We start from the raw sequence: 12,707 nt of genomic DNA on the forward strand, positions 1-12,707 counted from the left end.
TTGGACCTCAGCCACTCCTTCACCGTCCCGACGTCGCTCGACGCGACCTGGGCGCACTTCCAGGACATCGGCGCCCTCGCCGAGTGCTTCCCCGGCGCCCAGGTCACCTCGGTCGGCGAGGACGACGACGGCGCCCCGACCTTCGAGGGCACCTGCAAGGTCAAGCTCGGCCCGATCGCGCTCGTGTACGCCGGCTCCGGCAAGTTCGTCGAGCGCGACGAGGCCGGCCACCGGTTCGTCGTGGACGCGAAGGGCCGCGACAAGCGCGGCAACGGGACGGCCGGCGCCACGGTGAGGGTCTCCATGGCGGAGGCCGACGCCGGCTCCACCCGGGTGGAGGTGCTGACCGACCTGGCCATCACCGGCAAGCCCGCCCAGTTCGGGCGCGGCGTGATGCAGGACGTCTCCGACAAGCTGCTCGGGCAGTTCGTGTCCTGCCTGGAGCAGCGTCTCGCCGCCGGGACCGCTCCCGCCGAGTCCACCGACACCGCGGCCGCCGGGACCGATCCCGAGCCGGCGGCCGCGGCACCCACCCCGCCGCCGGGCCCCGCACCGGCGGCCGCGCCGCGGCCGGTCGCGGCCGAGGACGACGCCCTCGACCTGGGCTCGGCGGTGCTGCCGATCCTGCTCAAGACCTACGGCAAGCAGATCGGCGCCGCGCTGGCGGTGCTGGTCGGGCTGGTGATCCTGCGGCGGGCGCTGCGCCGCTGACTCACCAGGCATCAGGACGCGTGTAGTCCTCGTCGTCGTAGAGCCCCTGGTCCTCGTGCCGCTGGTCGGCGCCGCGGTCGTTCTGCTCCTGCAGGCGGTCGCGGCGCGGGTCGGAGTCGCCGGGGTCCTGGGGTGGCTGGTCCTGCTGGGGCGGCTGCTGGTCCTGGGGGTCCTGCGGCTCCTGTCGGCTCTGCTCGAGCTTCTCCCGCAGCCGCTGGTCGACCGCGTCGGCGTCCTCGCTCTGCTCCGTGCCGCGGCCGGAGTCCTGGGGGCAGTCGCCGGCGGCGAGCGCGTCGATGCCGGCCTGGTACGCCGCCCGCGCGTCGTCGCTCGAGCCCGACTCGGCCGCGGCGTCGCCGACCGCCTCGTGGGCGAGGGCGAGGTTGATCCGCACGGTGCACTCGTCGCGGCGGGGGACGTCCTCGAGCGCCGCGCGGTACGACGCGATGGCGCCGGCGTACTTGCCCTGCGCGTGGTCGGCGGTGCCCTCGTCGAAGGCGGCGACCCAGGACTCGAGCCAGTTCAGCCGGCGGGTGCCGGCGAACTCCGCGGCCGCGCCGTCGAGGTCGCCGCGATCGAAGGCGTCGCGGCCCGACGCGTTGGCCTGCAGCATCAAGGTCACCTTGACGGCGTACCCCGCGACCAGGAGCGCGGGCAGCAGCCCGGCCAGGAGCAGGATCCGCCGGAGGCGGCGGCGTGGGTTCGTCATCGGGCGGCTCCCCTCCGCGGCGTCAGCACCTGGCGCGAGGTCCAGACCGCGCGCCAGCCGGCGTGCAGCTCGATCAGCAGCAGGCCGAGCAGCAGGACGCCGGCCAGCCAGGTCAGGTCGTGCTGGGCCGGGCGGGTGTGGCCGCCGGTGCCGTCGGAGTACGACGCCTCGAACGACTCCGCGAGATGGTCCAGGCCGCCGGGCCGGGTGCGGTGCTCGAGCGGGACGCCGAGCTCGTCGGCGACCTGCTGGAGGTTGTCGAGGTCCGCGTGGGACTGGGCGGTGTCGCCGGTCTCGGGGTCCTGGACCAGGCCGAGCTCGCCGTTCAGCTCGTCGTCCTCCGGCATCGGGGCGCCCCTGGCCGTGCCGTAGCCGAGGACGGCCCCGCCGGCGACGAAGTCCCTCACGTCCGCGTACGACTCGTCGCTGCCCTCGCTCGTGGTGTCCTCGCCGTCGCCGACGTAGACGACGATCCGGCGCCGCTGGGGTGCCTGCTCCGCGGACCGCTCGAGGAGGTCCGTCAACTCGGGCACCGGGCGGTCGGCGCGTGAGCCGATGCCGTCCTTGGGCCTCTCCAGGTACAGGGTGTCGACGGCGGCGCCGAAGGCCGCGCTGTCGGAGGTGAGGGGGAGGACGACGCGCGCGTCGGTGCCGAAGGCGAGCATGCCGAACCGGGCGCCGGGCAGGGCCTCGGCGAGCGCGGCGAGGTCGGCCTTGGCGCCGGTGATCCGGGGCAGCTTGGTGTCGTAGTCGAGCGCGGCCATGGAGCGGGTGCGGTCGATGACCACGACGACGTCGAGGTCGGAGAGCTGGGTGGGGACCTCGGCGCGGCCGAGGCCGGGGCGCAGCAGGATCACCACGAACAGCAGCACGATCCCGATCCGGCGGGCCAGGACGAGGCTCATCGGCGTGCCTCCGCTCGCTCGCGCAGCACGAGCACGCCCTGGACCACCCACAGCAGCATCAGGCCGCCGAGGCCGATCCCGACGACGACGGTGCCGAGCCGCGGCCGGTCGAGGACCTGCACGAGCGGCCGGCGCTTGATCGGCTTGGCGTCCAGCCGGGCGATCGCGTCGATCACCGCCTTGGTGCTGCCGTCGGCGCCGAGCATGGAGAAGGTGCCGCCGGTGCTGGTCACGGCGGACTCGAACTGCTGGGCGGCGTCAGGGCGCTCGGCGGTCGTCGGGGCGGCGATGCCGTGGACGACGACCTTCTTCTCGCGGGCGTAGGCGGCGGCGTCGGGGACGGTGAAGATGCCGGTACCGATCGGCTCGTTGTCGGAGGCCAGCACGATCGCGCGGCTGCGGTCCTCGTCGCTGCGGTCGAAGCGCTGCACGCAGGACGCCAGCCCGTCGCCCATCTGGGACTGGATGTCCCAGTCCAGCACGGTGCCGGCGGTGAAGATGGCGTAGTCGTCGCTGTAGACATCACCCGAGGCGAATGCCTTCTCCGCGGCGTTGAGCTGCTCGAGCACGTAGGTGTAGTCGTCGGTCAGCGGGAACACCGTGATCGCGGCGCCGCTCCAGATGGTCAGCCCGATCCGCTCGCCGCGCAGGCCTGAGATGATCGCCCGGAACTCGCGCAGCACCTCGGCGTCGACCTCCGCCATCGACCCGGACGCGTCGAGACACAGCACGATGTCGCGGGTGCGGTCCTCCTGGGTCATGGTCTGGCGCTGCTGCAGTCGCCCGGCCAGCACCACCGCACCGGTGCAGGCCACCAGCGCGCACAGGGTCACGCAGGCGCCGAGGACCACCTGGCGGCGGACCAGGACGTGGAAGCGGGGGAGGGACTGCAGCCGAGCCGCGTGGGCGACGTACGACGCGCCGGCCCGGCTCGGCCGGCGCCAGGGCCGCAGCCACAGCACGAGGAGCAGCAGCACGAGGGCACCGAGCGCCAGCGCCAGCCACGGCCAGCGGAAGGTGGTGGTGTCGGTGTCCCACATCAGGCGAGGCTCCAGCTCGTCACCAGGTCGCGCGCCCGCTCGGCGGCGGTGTCGAACAGGTCGCGCGCCACGGCGTCGTCGGGGGCGAACTCCGGCGGGTAGACCAGCTCGAGCACCTCGACCAGCGGCGCCGGCGCCCGGCCGCGGAGGTCGGCCAGCGCCATGGTCCGAGCGGGCAGTGTGGTGACCGCGGCGACGTAGTCGCGGACCACCTCGCTGAGCTGCTGATGGCCCTCGCGCGGCGGGAGCTCAGCGGCCCGGACCTGCGCCTCGATCCGGTCGATCCGGGCCAGGTGCTGCTGGCGTACGTCGGGCAGTGGCACGCCCGGACGGGCGAGGGCCGGTGGCCGGGGCGCGCGGGTGAGCCACCAGGACAGCAGGTAGTAGACGACCAGCGCGGCGGCGAGCCCGACGGCGATCCACAGCCACCGGTCGGCGTATCCGACGGGGCCGGTGAACTCCTCGGGGAGCTGCGGGGCCGGCAGCGCGGCGGGAGCGAAGCTCCGGAAGCTTGCTTCCCCCGCCGAAGCGAAGACGCGCTCGGCCAGATCCAGGCTAGCGGCGGCGGGCATGTCGGTGCCTCTCCAGGAGCCGGAAGACGGCGGTGATCGCGGAGTCGGGGTCGCGGACCGGCTCGTGGGCGATGCCGAGCTGCTCGAGACGGCGCCGCATCCGCCGGCCCTCCTCGTCGACGAGCGCGGCGAACTCCGCCCGCAGCCGGGCGTCGCGCCGCAGCCAACCCGGCACCTCGGCGTCGGCGTCGACGTCGACGAGCCGCCGGTCCGCCACCTCGCTCCGGGTCGGGTCGAGGTCGCCGACGGTCAAGAAGAGCACCTCGTGCTGGGCGGTCAGTCGGCGCAGCAGCGTCGTGGACTCCTCGGAGAGGGTCACGTCGTCGGTGACGATGACCAGGATGGTGCGGCGCCGGATGGTGCGCACGACGTGGCGCAGCAGCCCGGGCAGGTCGCCGTGCGGGCCTTCGGGCGTGATCGCGTCGTGGACGGCGCCGAGCAGGCGCTCCAGGTGGAGCTCGCCGGCGCCGGGGCGCTCGACGTGACGGCGCTGCTCGTCGCCGTGGACGAGCGCGACCAGGTCGCCGTGGTGGACGGCGAGGTAGCCCAGCACGCCCGAGACCAGGACCGCGAGCTCACGCTTGGCGACGGCGGCGTCGTTGAGCGCGGCCATGCTGCGACCGGTCGAGACGCACAGCAGCACGGTGTGCTTGCGCTCGGCGACGTACCTCTTCACCAGCAGCTGACGACTGCGGGCCGAGGCCTTCCAGTCGATGTCCTTCACGTCGTCGCCGCGGACGTACTCGCGTAGGTCGTTGAAGTCGATCCCGCGCCCGACGTGGATCGCGGCGTACTCGCCCTCCAGCAGGCCCCACACCTTGCGGTGGGCGTGGATGGCCAGCCGCGACTTGATCCGGGTCAGGTGGGCCGTCACTGCCGGCTCACGGGGTCGGCACCGCCCGGAAGACGGCGTCGATGATCGTCTCCGGGCGGACCCGGTCGGCGAGCGCCTCGAAGCTGAGGTGGAGCCGGTGGCGCAGCACGCTGTGGCGCAGCTCGCGCACGTCCTCCGGGATGACGTAGTGGCGGCCCTGGACGACCGCCATCGCCCGCGCCGCCTGGAAGAACGCGATCGAGCCGCGGGGGCTGGCGCCGATCTCGACGTAGGTGCCGAGGTCGGGCCCGAGCAGGCCGGTGACGTCGCGGGTCGCCCGCACCAGGGCCGTGATGTAGCGGCGGATCGCCGGGTCGACGTACACCCGGCGCACGAGCTCTTGCAGCTCGGCGACCTCCTGCGGCGTGACCACCGCGGGGACGTCGGTCATGTGCTGGCCCAGGATGCCGTCGTCGATCCGCTCGAGGACCATCAGCTCGTCGTCCTCGGTGGGGTAGTCGATGATCTCCTTGAGCAGGAAGCGGTCCATCTGGGCGTGGGGGAGGACGTAGGTGCCCTCCTCCTCGATCGGGTTCTGGGTGGCCAGCACCATGAACGGGTCGGGCAGCGGGTGGATGGTGCCCGCGATCGAGGTCTGCCGCTCCTGCATCGCCTCCAGCAGCGCCGACTGGGTCTTCGCGCTCGCGCGGTTGATCTCGTCGAGCAGTACGAAGTTGGCATGCACCGGGCCGAGCTGGGTCTCGAACTCGTGGCGGCGCGGGTCGTAGACCTGGGTGCCGATGATGTCGCTGGGCAGCAGGTCGGGGGTGCATTGGATCCGGGCGAAGCGCGCGCTCACCGCCTGGGACAGGGTCGCGGCGGCGAGGGTCTTCGCCAGGCCCGGCACGCTCTCGAGCAGCACGTGGCCCTCGGCGAGCAGGGTGACCAGGAGAGCCGTGCGGACCCGGTGCTGGCCGACGACCCGGCTGGAGAAGGCGTCGGAGACCTTGCTGATCGCCTCGGTCGCGCGGGCCAGCTCGTCGGCGGACAGCGGCGTGCTCGGCTCGGAGGGAGCACGCCGGGTGCGGCCGGTGGGTGCGGTCGGCGGCTCGTTGACCTGCGTCATGGCGCCCAACCTACCCAGCGGGCGGGTGGCTCATCCCCTCCCGGCGGTCGTCGGCGAGGAGCCGCCCGCGGAGCTGGTCGTCACGGCGCAGCCGGGCCAGGTCGCGCTCCCGCCGCTCGGCCACCACGGCCATCAGCACCAGCTCCGGCGGGGCACCGGGAGGTGGGGGCGGGGCGACGTGCGGCGCCACGTCGGCCAGCAGCGCTCGCCCCACCCGCTCCCGCGACGCCGGGTCCAGGGTGGCGAGGCGGCCGAGGAACTGGCGTACGGCGAGCGCGGTGCCGGTCGGCAGCGCCGCGAGGTCGGTACGCCGCGCCCAGGCCGCCAGCTGCGGCGGCATCGGCGGCGGGGGCGGCAGCCGCAGCGGCACCCGCTCACGCACCACGTACGTGCCGGCGGCGTAGTCCCCGAGCCGCTTCCCGCGGGTGCTGAGCATGACCGAGAAGAACGCCGGCGCCCCGGAGAACGCGTAGATCTCCACGAACCCGATCAGCGCCCGCACCAGGGCGTGCTGGAAGCTGATCGGCCCGCCGTCGTCGCGGACCGTGCGCAGGCCCAGCGCCAGCTTGCCCACCGACCGGCCGCGGGTCAGGGTCTCCAGCGCGGTCGGGACGACGAGGAAGGTGACCACCGAGGTGAGCACGACGCCCGCCCCGATCAGCGCCTCGTCGTGGGCGACCGAGGCGCCGACGAGCAGCAGGATGTAGAGCACCACCAGGCTCAAGAGCGTCACCGCGACGTCGATCAGCCCACTCGCCATCCGCAGGCCCAGCGAGGCGGCCGGCAGGTCGAGCGCCACACCCTCGCCGGTGACCAGGTCGTCGGCGGTGACGGTGGCGAAGTCGGAGGTGGTCATCGCGGGCAGCCTAGGACACGCGCCGGTCACCAGCGCTCGACGCGGAGCCCGTCGACCCGCCGGAACTCGCGCTCGTTGCGGGTGACGACGATGAGTCCCCGGGAGCGGGCGTGCCCGGCGATCATCACGTCGTAGGCGCCGATCGGGGTGCCCTGGCGGGCGAGGTCGGCACGAATGTCCCCGGCATGTGCGGCCGCGTCCGCGTCGAAGTCGAGGAAGTCGACGGCCGCCGCCAGCTCGTCGACCGCGAGGTCGTTGCGCGCGGCGTCGGCGCTGCGAGCGGCGCCGAACCGCAGCTCGAACAGCGAGACGGCGGACGCCGCCACCGGCCCGGCCGCGCGCCATCGCTCCCGCAGCGGCAGGTCGCGTTTGCGCAGCAGTTCGATGGCCACGTCGGTGTCGAGCAGGTGGCGGTGGCGTGAGGTCACGCCCAGGCCCGCTCCTGCGGAGCGCTCGGCTGCTCGCGGCCGAAGTCGTCGCTGATCCGCAGCTCGCTGTCCCAGAACACGTCGACGCGCGAGCCCGCCGGCCTGATCACTCGGGCGTCGCCCACGATGTCGATCTCGACGTCGGAGACGGACTCGTCGAAGGCGACGGCCTTCGGGAGGCGCACGGCCTGCGTCCGGTTGGAGAGGAACAGCTTGGTGACGACGGACATACGCCAAGTATATACGCACTCACCGCATAGGTTGTCCCCATGCCCCGGATCGACCTCGACGCCTACGTCGCCACCCATGCGGGGTCCTGGACGCGCCTGGACCAGCTGGTGCGCCAGCGGCGCCGGACGGGGGCGGAGGCCGACGAGCTGGTGGACCGCTACCAGCAGGTGGCGACCCACCTGTCCGTCGTACGGACCTCGGCGCCGGACGGCGAGCTGGTGGCCCATCTGTCGTCGCTGCTGGGGCGGGCGCGGATCGCGATGTTGGCGTCGCGGAGCCTGCGCTGGCGGGGGTTCGCGGAGTTCTTCACCGAGCGGTTCCCGGCGGCGCTGTACCAGCTGCGCTGGTGGTGGCTGGGCTGCCTGGCCGGCAACGTCGTCGTGACGGCGGTGATGATGGTCTGGCTGGGCCAGCACCCGCAGGTGGAGCAGAGCCTGCTCTCGCCGCAGGAGATCGACCAGCTGGTCGGCAACGACTTCGAGAGCTACTACAGCGAGAACGCCGCGGGTGCGTTCGCGACCCACGTGTGGGTCAACAACGCGTGGGTGAGCGCGCTGTGCATCGCGTTGGGGATCCTCGGGCTGCCGGTGCTCTACCTGCTGTTCCAGAACGTCGCGAACCTGGCGATCGTCGGGTCGATCATGATCCGACACGACCGCGGCGAGCTGTTCTGGGGGCTGATCATCCCGCACGGCCTGCTCGAGCTGACCTGCGTCTTCGTCGCCGGGGGAGTGGGGCTGCGGCTGTTCTGGTCGTGGGTCGAGCCCGGGCAGCTCTCCCGTGCCCAGTCGCTCGCCAAGGCCGGACGCACGTCGGTCACGGTCGCCCTGGGCCTGGCGGTGTGCCTGCTCGTCAGCGGCATCATCGAGGGCTTCGTGACGCCCTCACCGCTGCCGACCTGGGCCCGGATCGCGATCGGGGTGGTGGCCGAGCTGGTCTTCCTCGCCTACGTCTTCGTGGTCGGTCGCGCCGCCTTCTCCCGCGGGATCACCGGCGACGTGTCGGCCTCGCTGCTCGAGGACCGGGTCGCCACCCAGGCCTGAGGTGCTCCTACGCTGGCCCCCATGAGCCGGGCGGTCGTGGTGGGGGCGGGGATGGCCGGGCTGACCGCGGCCCGCGCCCTCGCCGAGGCAGGGGCCGGCGTGCTCGTGCTCGAGGCGACCGACCGGTCCGGGGGAAAGCTGCGCGCCGGCGAGGTCGCGGGCATCACCGTCGACGTCGGCGCCGAGGCGATGCTGCACCGGCGCCCGGAGGGGACCGCCCTCGCGACGGACCTCGGCCTGCCGCTCGTCCATCCCACCGCCGCGACCTCCCGGGTCTGGACCCGCGGCGCGCTCCGGCGCCTGCCGCGCACGGTGATGGGCGCCCCGCTCGACCTCGACGAGCTCGCCGGGACCGGCATCCTGTCCGCCCACGGTCTCGACCGCGCCCGCCACCAGGCGGTCCCGCACCCCGACGGTGACGTCTCGGTGGGCGACCTCGTCGCCCAGCGGTACGGCGACGAGGTGGTCGACCGGCTGGTCGAGCCCCTCCTCGGCGGGGTGTACGCCGGCCAGGCCCGCCGGATCTCGGCCCGCTGCGCCGCGCCCCAGCTCCTCGACCTGCTCACCCACGACCACGTCGACGTCCCGAAGCCGCCTGCCGACGCCCCGCCCGTGTTCGCGGGGGTCGACGGCGGCATGTGGCGGCTGCCCGCCGCGCTCGACGCGGACCTGCAGGACCGCGCCGAGGTCCGGTACGACGCCCCGGTCACCGTGGTCCGCCGCACCCACGGCGGCTTCCTGGTCACCACCCCCACCGGCGCCGAGCCCGCCGACCAGCTCGTCCTCGCCACCCCCGCGGCGCCGACCGCCCGCCTGCTCGCCGACCTCGTCCCCGAAGCGGCCCGCGAGCTGCAGCAGATCGCCTACGCGTCGGTCGCCCTGGTCACCCTCGCCTTCCGTGCTGACGACCCGGGTGTCGCCGAGGCGCTCGACACCAGCGCGTCCGGCTTCCTGGTCCCGCCCGTCGACGGTCGCCGGGTCAAGGCGTCGACGTTCTCCTTCGCCAAGTGGGACTGGGTCCGCCGCGCGGGGGAGGGCCTGCTCGTCCTGCGCACCTCGCTGGGCAGGTTCGGCGAGGAGGACACCCTCCAGGTCCCCGACGACGCGCTCGTCGGCGCCTCCCTCGCCGACCTGGCCGCGGCCACCGGTCTCACCGGCACGCCCGTCGACGCGGTCGTCCAGCGCTGGGGCGGCGGGCTGCCGCAGTACTGGGTCGGCCACGCCGACCGGGTCGCCCGGATCCGCGCGGCCGTCGCCCAGGTGCCCGGGCTCGCCGTCTGCGGCGCGGCGTACGACGGCGTCGGCATCCCCGCCACCATCGGCTCCGCCCACCGCGCGGCCGCCGGTCTGCTCGCGTGATCCCTACCGGCACAATGAGGTCATGACCGACCCCCAGGCGCACGTCCAGACCAACGCAGCGAAGATCAACGAGCTCAACGACACGATCCGCTTCACCATGTGGTCGGTCTTCCGGCTCGAGCAGCCGCTCGGGCCCGACGAGGTGGTCCGCAAGCAGGAGACCGAGGAGCTCGAGGCGCTGCTTGCCGAGCTGGCCGCCGAGGACGTCGTCGTCCGTGGTCTGTACGACGTCGCCGGGCTGCGCGCCGACGCCGACCTGATGATCTGGTGGCACGCCGTCAGCAGCGACCAGCTGCAGGACGCCTACCACCGGCTGCGCCGCACCGCCTTCGGAGCGCGGCTCGCGCCGGTGTGGTCGCAGATGGCGCTGCACCGTCCGGCGGAGTTCAATCGCAGCCACCTGCCGGCCTTCCTCGCCGACGAGCGGGCCCACGCGTACGTCGCGGTCTACCCCTTCATCCGGTCCTACGAGTGGTACCTCCTCGAGGACGCCGAGCGCCGCCGCCTGCTCGCCGAGCACGGCCAGATGGCGCGCGACTACCCCGACGTGCGGGCCAACACGGTCCCGAGCTTCGCGCTGGGCGACTACGAGTGGATGCTGGCCTTCGAGGCCGACGACCTGACCCGGATCGTCGACCTGATGCGGCACCTGCGCGGCTCGGAGACCCGCCGCCACGTGCGCGAGGAGGTGCCGTTCTACACCGGTCGGCGCGTCGAGCTCGCGGAGCTGCTCGCCCGGCTGCCCTGATCTGCTACTTGCTAAGTCTATCAACTTAGTCCACTATGGAGGCATGACCAGCCTCCCAGTCCTGCGTGCCGCCCTCGGGGCGTCCGGGCTGTGTTGTCGCTGCTGTTGATCCGCGCCACCCGATCCAGCACCGACAACCCCCGGAGGAACCCGATGACCCAGCTCGCCGTCCTGCCCCTGCTCGAGGCCGTGCGCAACCACGCGGCCGACCCCGACCTGCGCCACCTGCTCGACCACGACCCGTACGAGCGCTCCTGGATCCGCCTGCTCACCACCGACGACTACGAGCTCTGGCTGATCTCGTGGCCCGCCGGCGCCGCCACCGACTGGCACGACCACGGCTCGTCCTCCGGCGCCTTCACCGTCCTCGAGGGCCGGCTCACCGAGCACACCTTCGACGGGGGGCTCCGACTGGTCGAGGTCGGCCCCGGCGACGGCAAGGCGTTCGGCGCCGGCTACGCGCACGACGTACGCAACGCCACCGACCGCCCGGCGCTCTCGCTGCACGCGTACTCACCGCGGCTGCACACCATGACCCGGTTCGCGTTCCACGGCGACCGGCTCGAGGCGCTCGGTGTCGAGCGCGCGGGGGAGGAGTGGTGAGTACCCTCGTCCCCGTGCGGTACGACGGCATCGACGCCCTCCTCGCCGACGCCCGCTCCCGGCTCGACCGGGTCAGCGCCCGCGCCGCCTTCGAGGAGCTGGTTGCCTCCGGTGCCCTGCTCGTCGACATCCGGCCCGCCGCCCAGCGGGCCCGCGAGGGCGAGGTCGCCCGCTGGCTGCCGGCCCTCGTCGTCGAGCGCAACGTCCTCGAGTGGCGCTTCGACCCGCGCAGCGACGCGCGGCTGCCCGAGGCGTCGTACGACCTGCGGGTGATCGTGCTGTGCCAGGAGGGCTACACCTCCTCGCTCGCCGCCGACGCGCTGCGCAGCATCGGCGTCGAGCGCGCGACCGACGTGGTGGGTGGGTTCGCCGCCTGGCGCGAGGCCGGCCTGCCGGTCTCCGGGCCCGCGGCGTGACGGGCTGAGTACGCTCGTAGTCATGGCATACGAGGTCGAGAAGACGGACGAGGAGTGGCGCGCCGCGCTGTCTCCCGAGGAGTATCAGGTGCTCCGCCAGGCCGGCACCGAGCGGGCCTTCGTCGGCGAGTACACCGACACCGAGACCACCGGGGTGTACCGCTGCAAGGCCTGCCAGGCCAAGCTGTTCGAGTCCGACACGAAGTTCCACTCCGGCTGCGGCTGGCCGAGCTTCTACCAGCCGATCAGCGACACGATCGAGTACCTCGAGGACAACACCCACGGCATGAAGCGGGTCGAGGTGCGCTGCGCCAACTGCGGCTCGCACCTCGGCCACGTGTTCCCCGACGGGTACGGCACGCCCACGGGCGATCGCTACTGCATCAACTCGATCAGCCTCAGCCTGGAGCCGGCCGACCAGAGTTGACCGCCTGGCGGACCAGGCCGAGGACCAGCAGGTCCAGGCCGGCGGCGAACTGAGCGAGGTCGTCGTGCCGGCGGAACTGGTCCGCCATCGAGCGGATCCACGGGAAGTCGTCGTACTCCTCGCCCTGCCAGCGCTCGACCACGCGGTCGAGCTGCTCCTCCTTCGACAGGGTCGGGTCGACCGCGTTGTCCTGCGCCGACATCTCGGCGGCGACGCCGACGACATAGCCCGTGATCGCGGTGCTGCCGTGGAACTGCTGGCGCGGCGAGAGGCCCATCGCGGCCAGCGCGCGGCCGACCTGCTCCCAGATCCGCAGCCCGTTGGGGCGCTCGGCGCCGCCGAGCTGGGACTGCGCGGCGAGCCACGGGTGCTCGTCCATCTGCGCGAACAGGGCCAGTGAGATCCGGCGCACCGTCGCGGCCGCGGCGAGCACCGCGGGGTCGTCGGTGTCGAGCTCGACCTCCATCGGCGGCGCGGGTACGTCGTCCGCGGCCAGTGCGCGCCCGATCAGGGTGTCGCAGGCCAGGTCGAGCAGCTCGGCCTTGCCGGCGACGTACCAGTAGATGCTGCCGAGGCCGCCGCCCAGCTCCGCGGCCAGCCCGCGCAGGGTGAGGCCGCCGGCTCCCTCGCGGTCGAGCATCGCGATCGCGGTGTCGACGATCTGGTCGAGCGAGTGGGTCGCGCGACGGGTCGTCCGGGGGCGTCCTGGCATGCCTCCA

At 73.4% G+C, this 12,707-nt stretch carries 17 protein-coding genes; 7 read left to right on the forward strand and 10 right to left on the reverse strand.

The features are described 5' to 3' along the window. Entirely contained in the window at positions 1 to 711 is a 711-nt protein-coding gene (locus ACUP6Y_RS05905) for an SRPBCC family protein (RefSeq protein ID WP_462554754.1), read from the forward strand. A gap of 1 nt (position 712) precedes the next feature. On the opposite strand, the gene ACUP6Y_RS05910 is transcribed toward ACUP6Y_RS05905, so the two are convergent. The 9 genes from ACUP6Y_RS05910 to vapB are packed head-to-tail and all read right to left on the reverse strand — an operon-like array spanning position 713 to position 7,391. After that, the gene (locus ACUP6Y_RS05910) at positions 713 to 1,420 is read right to left on the reverse strand and encodes a tetratricopeptide repeat protein (RefSeq protein WP_462554755.1); all 708 of its coding nucleotides are present in this window, start codon (positions 1,418 to 1,420) and stop codon (positions 713 to 715) included. Then, entirely contained in the window at positions 1,417 to 2,325 is a 909-nt protein-coding gene (locus ACUP6Y_RS05915) for a VWA domain-containing protein (RefSeq protein ID WP_462554757.1), read from the reverse strand. The genes ACUP6Y_RS05910 and ACUP6Y_RS05915 overlap by 4 nt, the downstream gene beginning before the upstream one ends. Then, positions 2,322 to 3,365, reverse strand: coding sequence for a VWA domain-containing protein (locus tag ACUP6Y_RS05920; protein WP_462554758.1), 1,044 nt, complete (start codon positions 3,363 to 3,365; stop codon positions 2,322 to 2,324). Before ACUP6Y_RS05920 ends, ACUP6Y_RS05915 begins: the two co-directional genes overlap by 4 nt. Next, positions 3,365 to 3,937, reverse strand: a complete 573-nt coding sequence (locus ACUP6Y_RS05925; protein WP_462554759.1) for a hypothetical protein — start codon at positions 3,935 to 3,937, stop codon at positions 3,365 to 3,367. Before ACUP6Y_RS05925 ends, ACUP6Y_RS05920 begins: the two co-directional genes overlap by 1 nt. Beyond that, positions 3,921 to 4,811 (reverse strand): DUF58 domain-containing protein, encoded by an 891-nt coding sequence (locus tag ACUP6Y_RS05930; protein ID WP_462554760.1) that lies wholly within the window; start codon positions 4,809 to 4,811, stop codon positions 3,921 to 3,923. Before ACUP6Y_RS05930 ends, ACUP6Y_RS05925 begins: the two co-directional genes overlap by 17 nt. A 7-nt stretch (positions 4,812 to 4,818) precedes the next feature. Continuing rightward, the gene (locus tag ACUP6Y_RS05935) at positions 4,819 to 5,877 is read right to left on the reverse strand and encodes an AAA family ATPase (RefSeq protein ID WP_462554761.1); all 1,059 of its coding nucleotides are present in this window, start codon (positions 5,875 to 5,877) and stop codon (positions 4,819 to 4,821) included. 10 nt (positions 5,878 to 5,887) lie between these two features. Continuing rightward, entirely contained in the window at positions 5,888 to 6,733 is an 846-nt protein-coding gene (locus ACUP6Y_RS05940) for an RDD family protein (RefSeq protein WP_462554762.1), read from the reverse strand. A gap of 26 nt (positions 6,734 to 6,759) precedes the next feature. Next, positions 6,760 to 7,161 carry a PIN domain-containing protein gene (locus tag ACUP6Y_RS05945; RefSeq protein ID WP_462554763.1) on the reverse strand — a complete coding sequence of 134 codons (402 nt, stop codon included), beginning with the start codon at positions 7,159 to 7,161 and terminating at the stop codon, positions 6,760 to 6,762. Further along, a complete protein-coding gene (vapB, locus tag ACUP6Y_RS05950) occupies positions 7,158 to 7,391 on the reverse strand; it encodes a type II toxin-antitoxin system VapB family antitoxin (protein WP_462554764.1) in 234 nt (77 codons plus the stop codon). Before vapB ends, ACUP6Y_RS05945 begins: the two co-directional genes overlap by 4 nt. A gap of 39 nt (positions 7,392 to 7,430) precedes the next feature. Between vapB and ACUP6Y_RS05955 the strand changes: the two genes are divergently transcribed. The 6 genes from ACUP6Y_RS05955 to msrB all read left to right on the forward strand — a co-directional run bounded on the left by ACUP6Y_RS05955 (position 7,431) and on the right by msrB (position 11,988). Continuing rightward, entirely contained in the window at positions 7,431 to 8,435 is a 1,005-nt protein-coding gene (locus ACUP6Y_RS05955) for a stage II sporulation protein M (RefSeq protein ID WP_462554766.1), read from the forward strand. Positions 8,436 to 8,456: 21 nt separating this feature from the next. Continuing rightward, on the forward strand, positions 8,457 to 9,794 hold the full coding sequence (locus ACUP6Y_RS05960; RefSeq protein WP_462554767.1) for a protoporphyrinogen/coproporphyrinogen oxidase: 1,338 nt from the start codon (positions 8,457 to 8,459) through the stop codon (positions 9,792 to 9,794). Between the two features lie 22 nt (positions 9,795 to 9,816). Then, positions 9,817 to 10,542 (forward strand): hydrogen peroxide-dependent heme synthase, encoded by a 726-nt coding sequence (hemQ, locus tag ACUP6Y_RS05965; protein ID WP_462554768.1) that lies wholly within the window; start codon positions 9,817 to 9,819, stop codon positions 10,540 to 10,542. Between the two features lie 153 nt (positions 10,543 to 10,695). After that, entirely contained in the window at positions 10,696 to 11,145 is a 450-nt protein-coding gene (locus ACUP6Y_RS05970; RefSeq protein ID WP_462554769.1) for a cysteine dioxygenase, read from the forward strand. Continuing rightward, the gene (locus tag ACUP6Y_RS05975; protein ID WP_462554770.1) at positions 11,142 to 11,561 is read left to right on the forward strand and encodes a rhodanese-like domain-containing protein; all 420 of its coding nucleotides are present in this window, start codon (positions 11,142 to 11,144) and stop codon (positions 11,559 to 11,561) included. Before ACUP6Y_RS05970 ends, ACUP6Y_RS05975 begins: the two co-directional genes overlap by 4 nt. 22 nt (positions 11,562 to 11,583) lie before the next feature. Continuing rightward, on the forward strand, positions 11,584 to 11,988 hold the full coding sequence (msrB, locus tag ACUP6Y_RS05980; RefSeq protein ID WP_462554771.1) for a peptide-methionine (R)-S-oxide reductase MsrB: 405 nt from the start codon (positions 11,584 to 11,586) through the stop codon (positions 11,986 to 11,988). On the opposite strand, the gene ACUP6Y_RS05985 is transcribed toward msrB, so the two are convergent. Further along, the gene (locus tag ACUP6Y_RS05985; RefSeq protein WP_462554772.1) at positions 11,960 to 12,700 is read right to left on the reverse strand and encodes a TetR/AcrR family transcriptional regulator; all 741 of its coding nucleotides are present in this window, start codon (positions 12,698 to 12,700) and stop codon (positions 11,960 to 11,962) included. The two genes, msrB and ACUP6Y_RS05985, sit on opposite strands and share 29 nt — an antisense overlap. Positions 12,701 to 12,707 lie beyond the last annotated feature (7 nt).

This window comes from Nocardioides sp. S5-5 (genome assembly GCF_054954065.1).

Bases quoted from the DNA above. Each gene is read 5' to 3' on its own strand.
- ACUP6Y_RS05970 (WP_462554769.1), top strand. From the start codon at position 10,696: ATGACCCAGCTCGCCGTCCTGCCCCTGCTCGAGGCCGTGCGCAACCAC.
- ACUP6Y_RS05955 (WP_462554766.1), top strand. From the start codon at position 7,431: ATGCCCCGGATCGACCTCGACGCCTACGTCGCCACCCATGCGGGGTCC.
- ACUP6Y_RS05935 (WP_462554761.1), bottom strand. From the start codon at position 5,877: ATGACGCAGGTCAACGAGCCGCCGACCGCACCCACCGGCCGCACCCGG.
- ACUP6Y_RS05920 (WP_462554758.1), bottom strand. From the start codon at position 3,365: ATGTGGGACACCGACACCACCACCTTCCGCTGGCCGTGGCTGGCGCTG.
- ACUP6Y_RS05910 (WP_462554755.1), bottom strand. From the start codon at position 1,420: ATGACGAACCCACGCCGCCGCCTCCGGCGGATCCTGCTCCTGGCCGGG.
- ACUP6Y_RS05985 (WP_462554772.1), bottom strand. From the start codon at position 12,700: ATGCCAGGACGCCCCCGGACGACCCGTCGCGCGACCCACTCGCTCGAC.
- hemQ (WP_462554768.1), top strand. From the start codon at position 9,817: ATGACCGACCCCCAGGCGCACGTCCAGACCAACGCAGCGAAGATCAAC.
- msrB (WP_462554771.1), top strand. From the start codon at position 11,584: ATGGCATACGAGGTCGAGAAGACGGACGAGGAGTGGCGCGCCGCGCTG.
- ACUP6Y_RS05960 (WP_462554767.1), top strand. From the start codon at position 8,457: ATGAGCCGGGCGGTCGTGGTGGGGGCGGGGATGGCCGGGCTGACCGCG.
- vapB (WP_462554764.1), bottom strand. From the start codon at position 7,391: ATGTCCGTCGTCACCAAGCTGTTCCTCTCCAACCGGACGCAGGCCGTG.
- ACUP6Y_RS05940 (WP_462554762.1), bottom strand. From the start codon at position 6,733: ATGACCACCTCCGACTTCGCCACCGTCACCGCCGACGACCTGGTCACC.
- ACUP6Y_RS05925 (WP_462554759.1), bottom strand. From the start codon at position 3,937: ATGCCCGCCGCCGCTAGCCTGGATCTGGCCGAGCGCGTCTTCGCTTCG.
- ACUP6Y_RS05915 (WP_462554757.1), bottom strand. From the start codon at position 2,325: ATGAGCCTCGTCCTGGCCCGCCGGATCGGGATCGTGCTGCTGTTCGTG.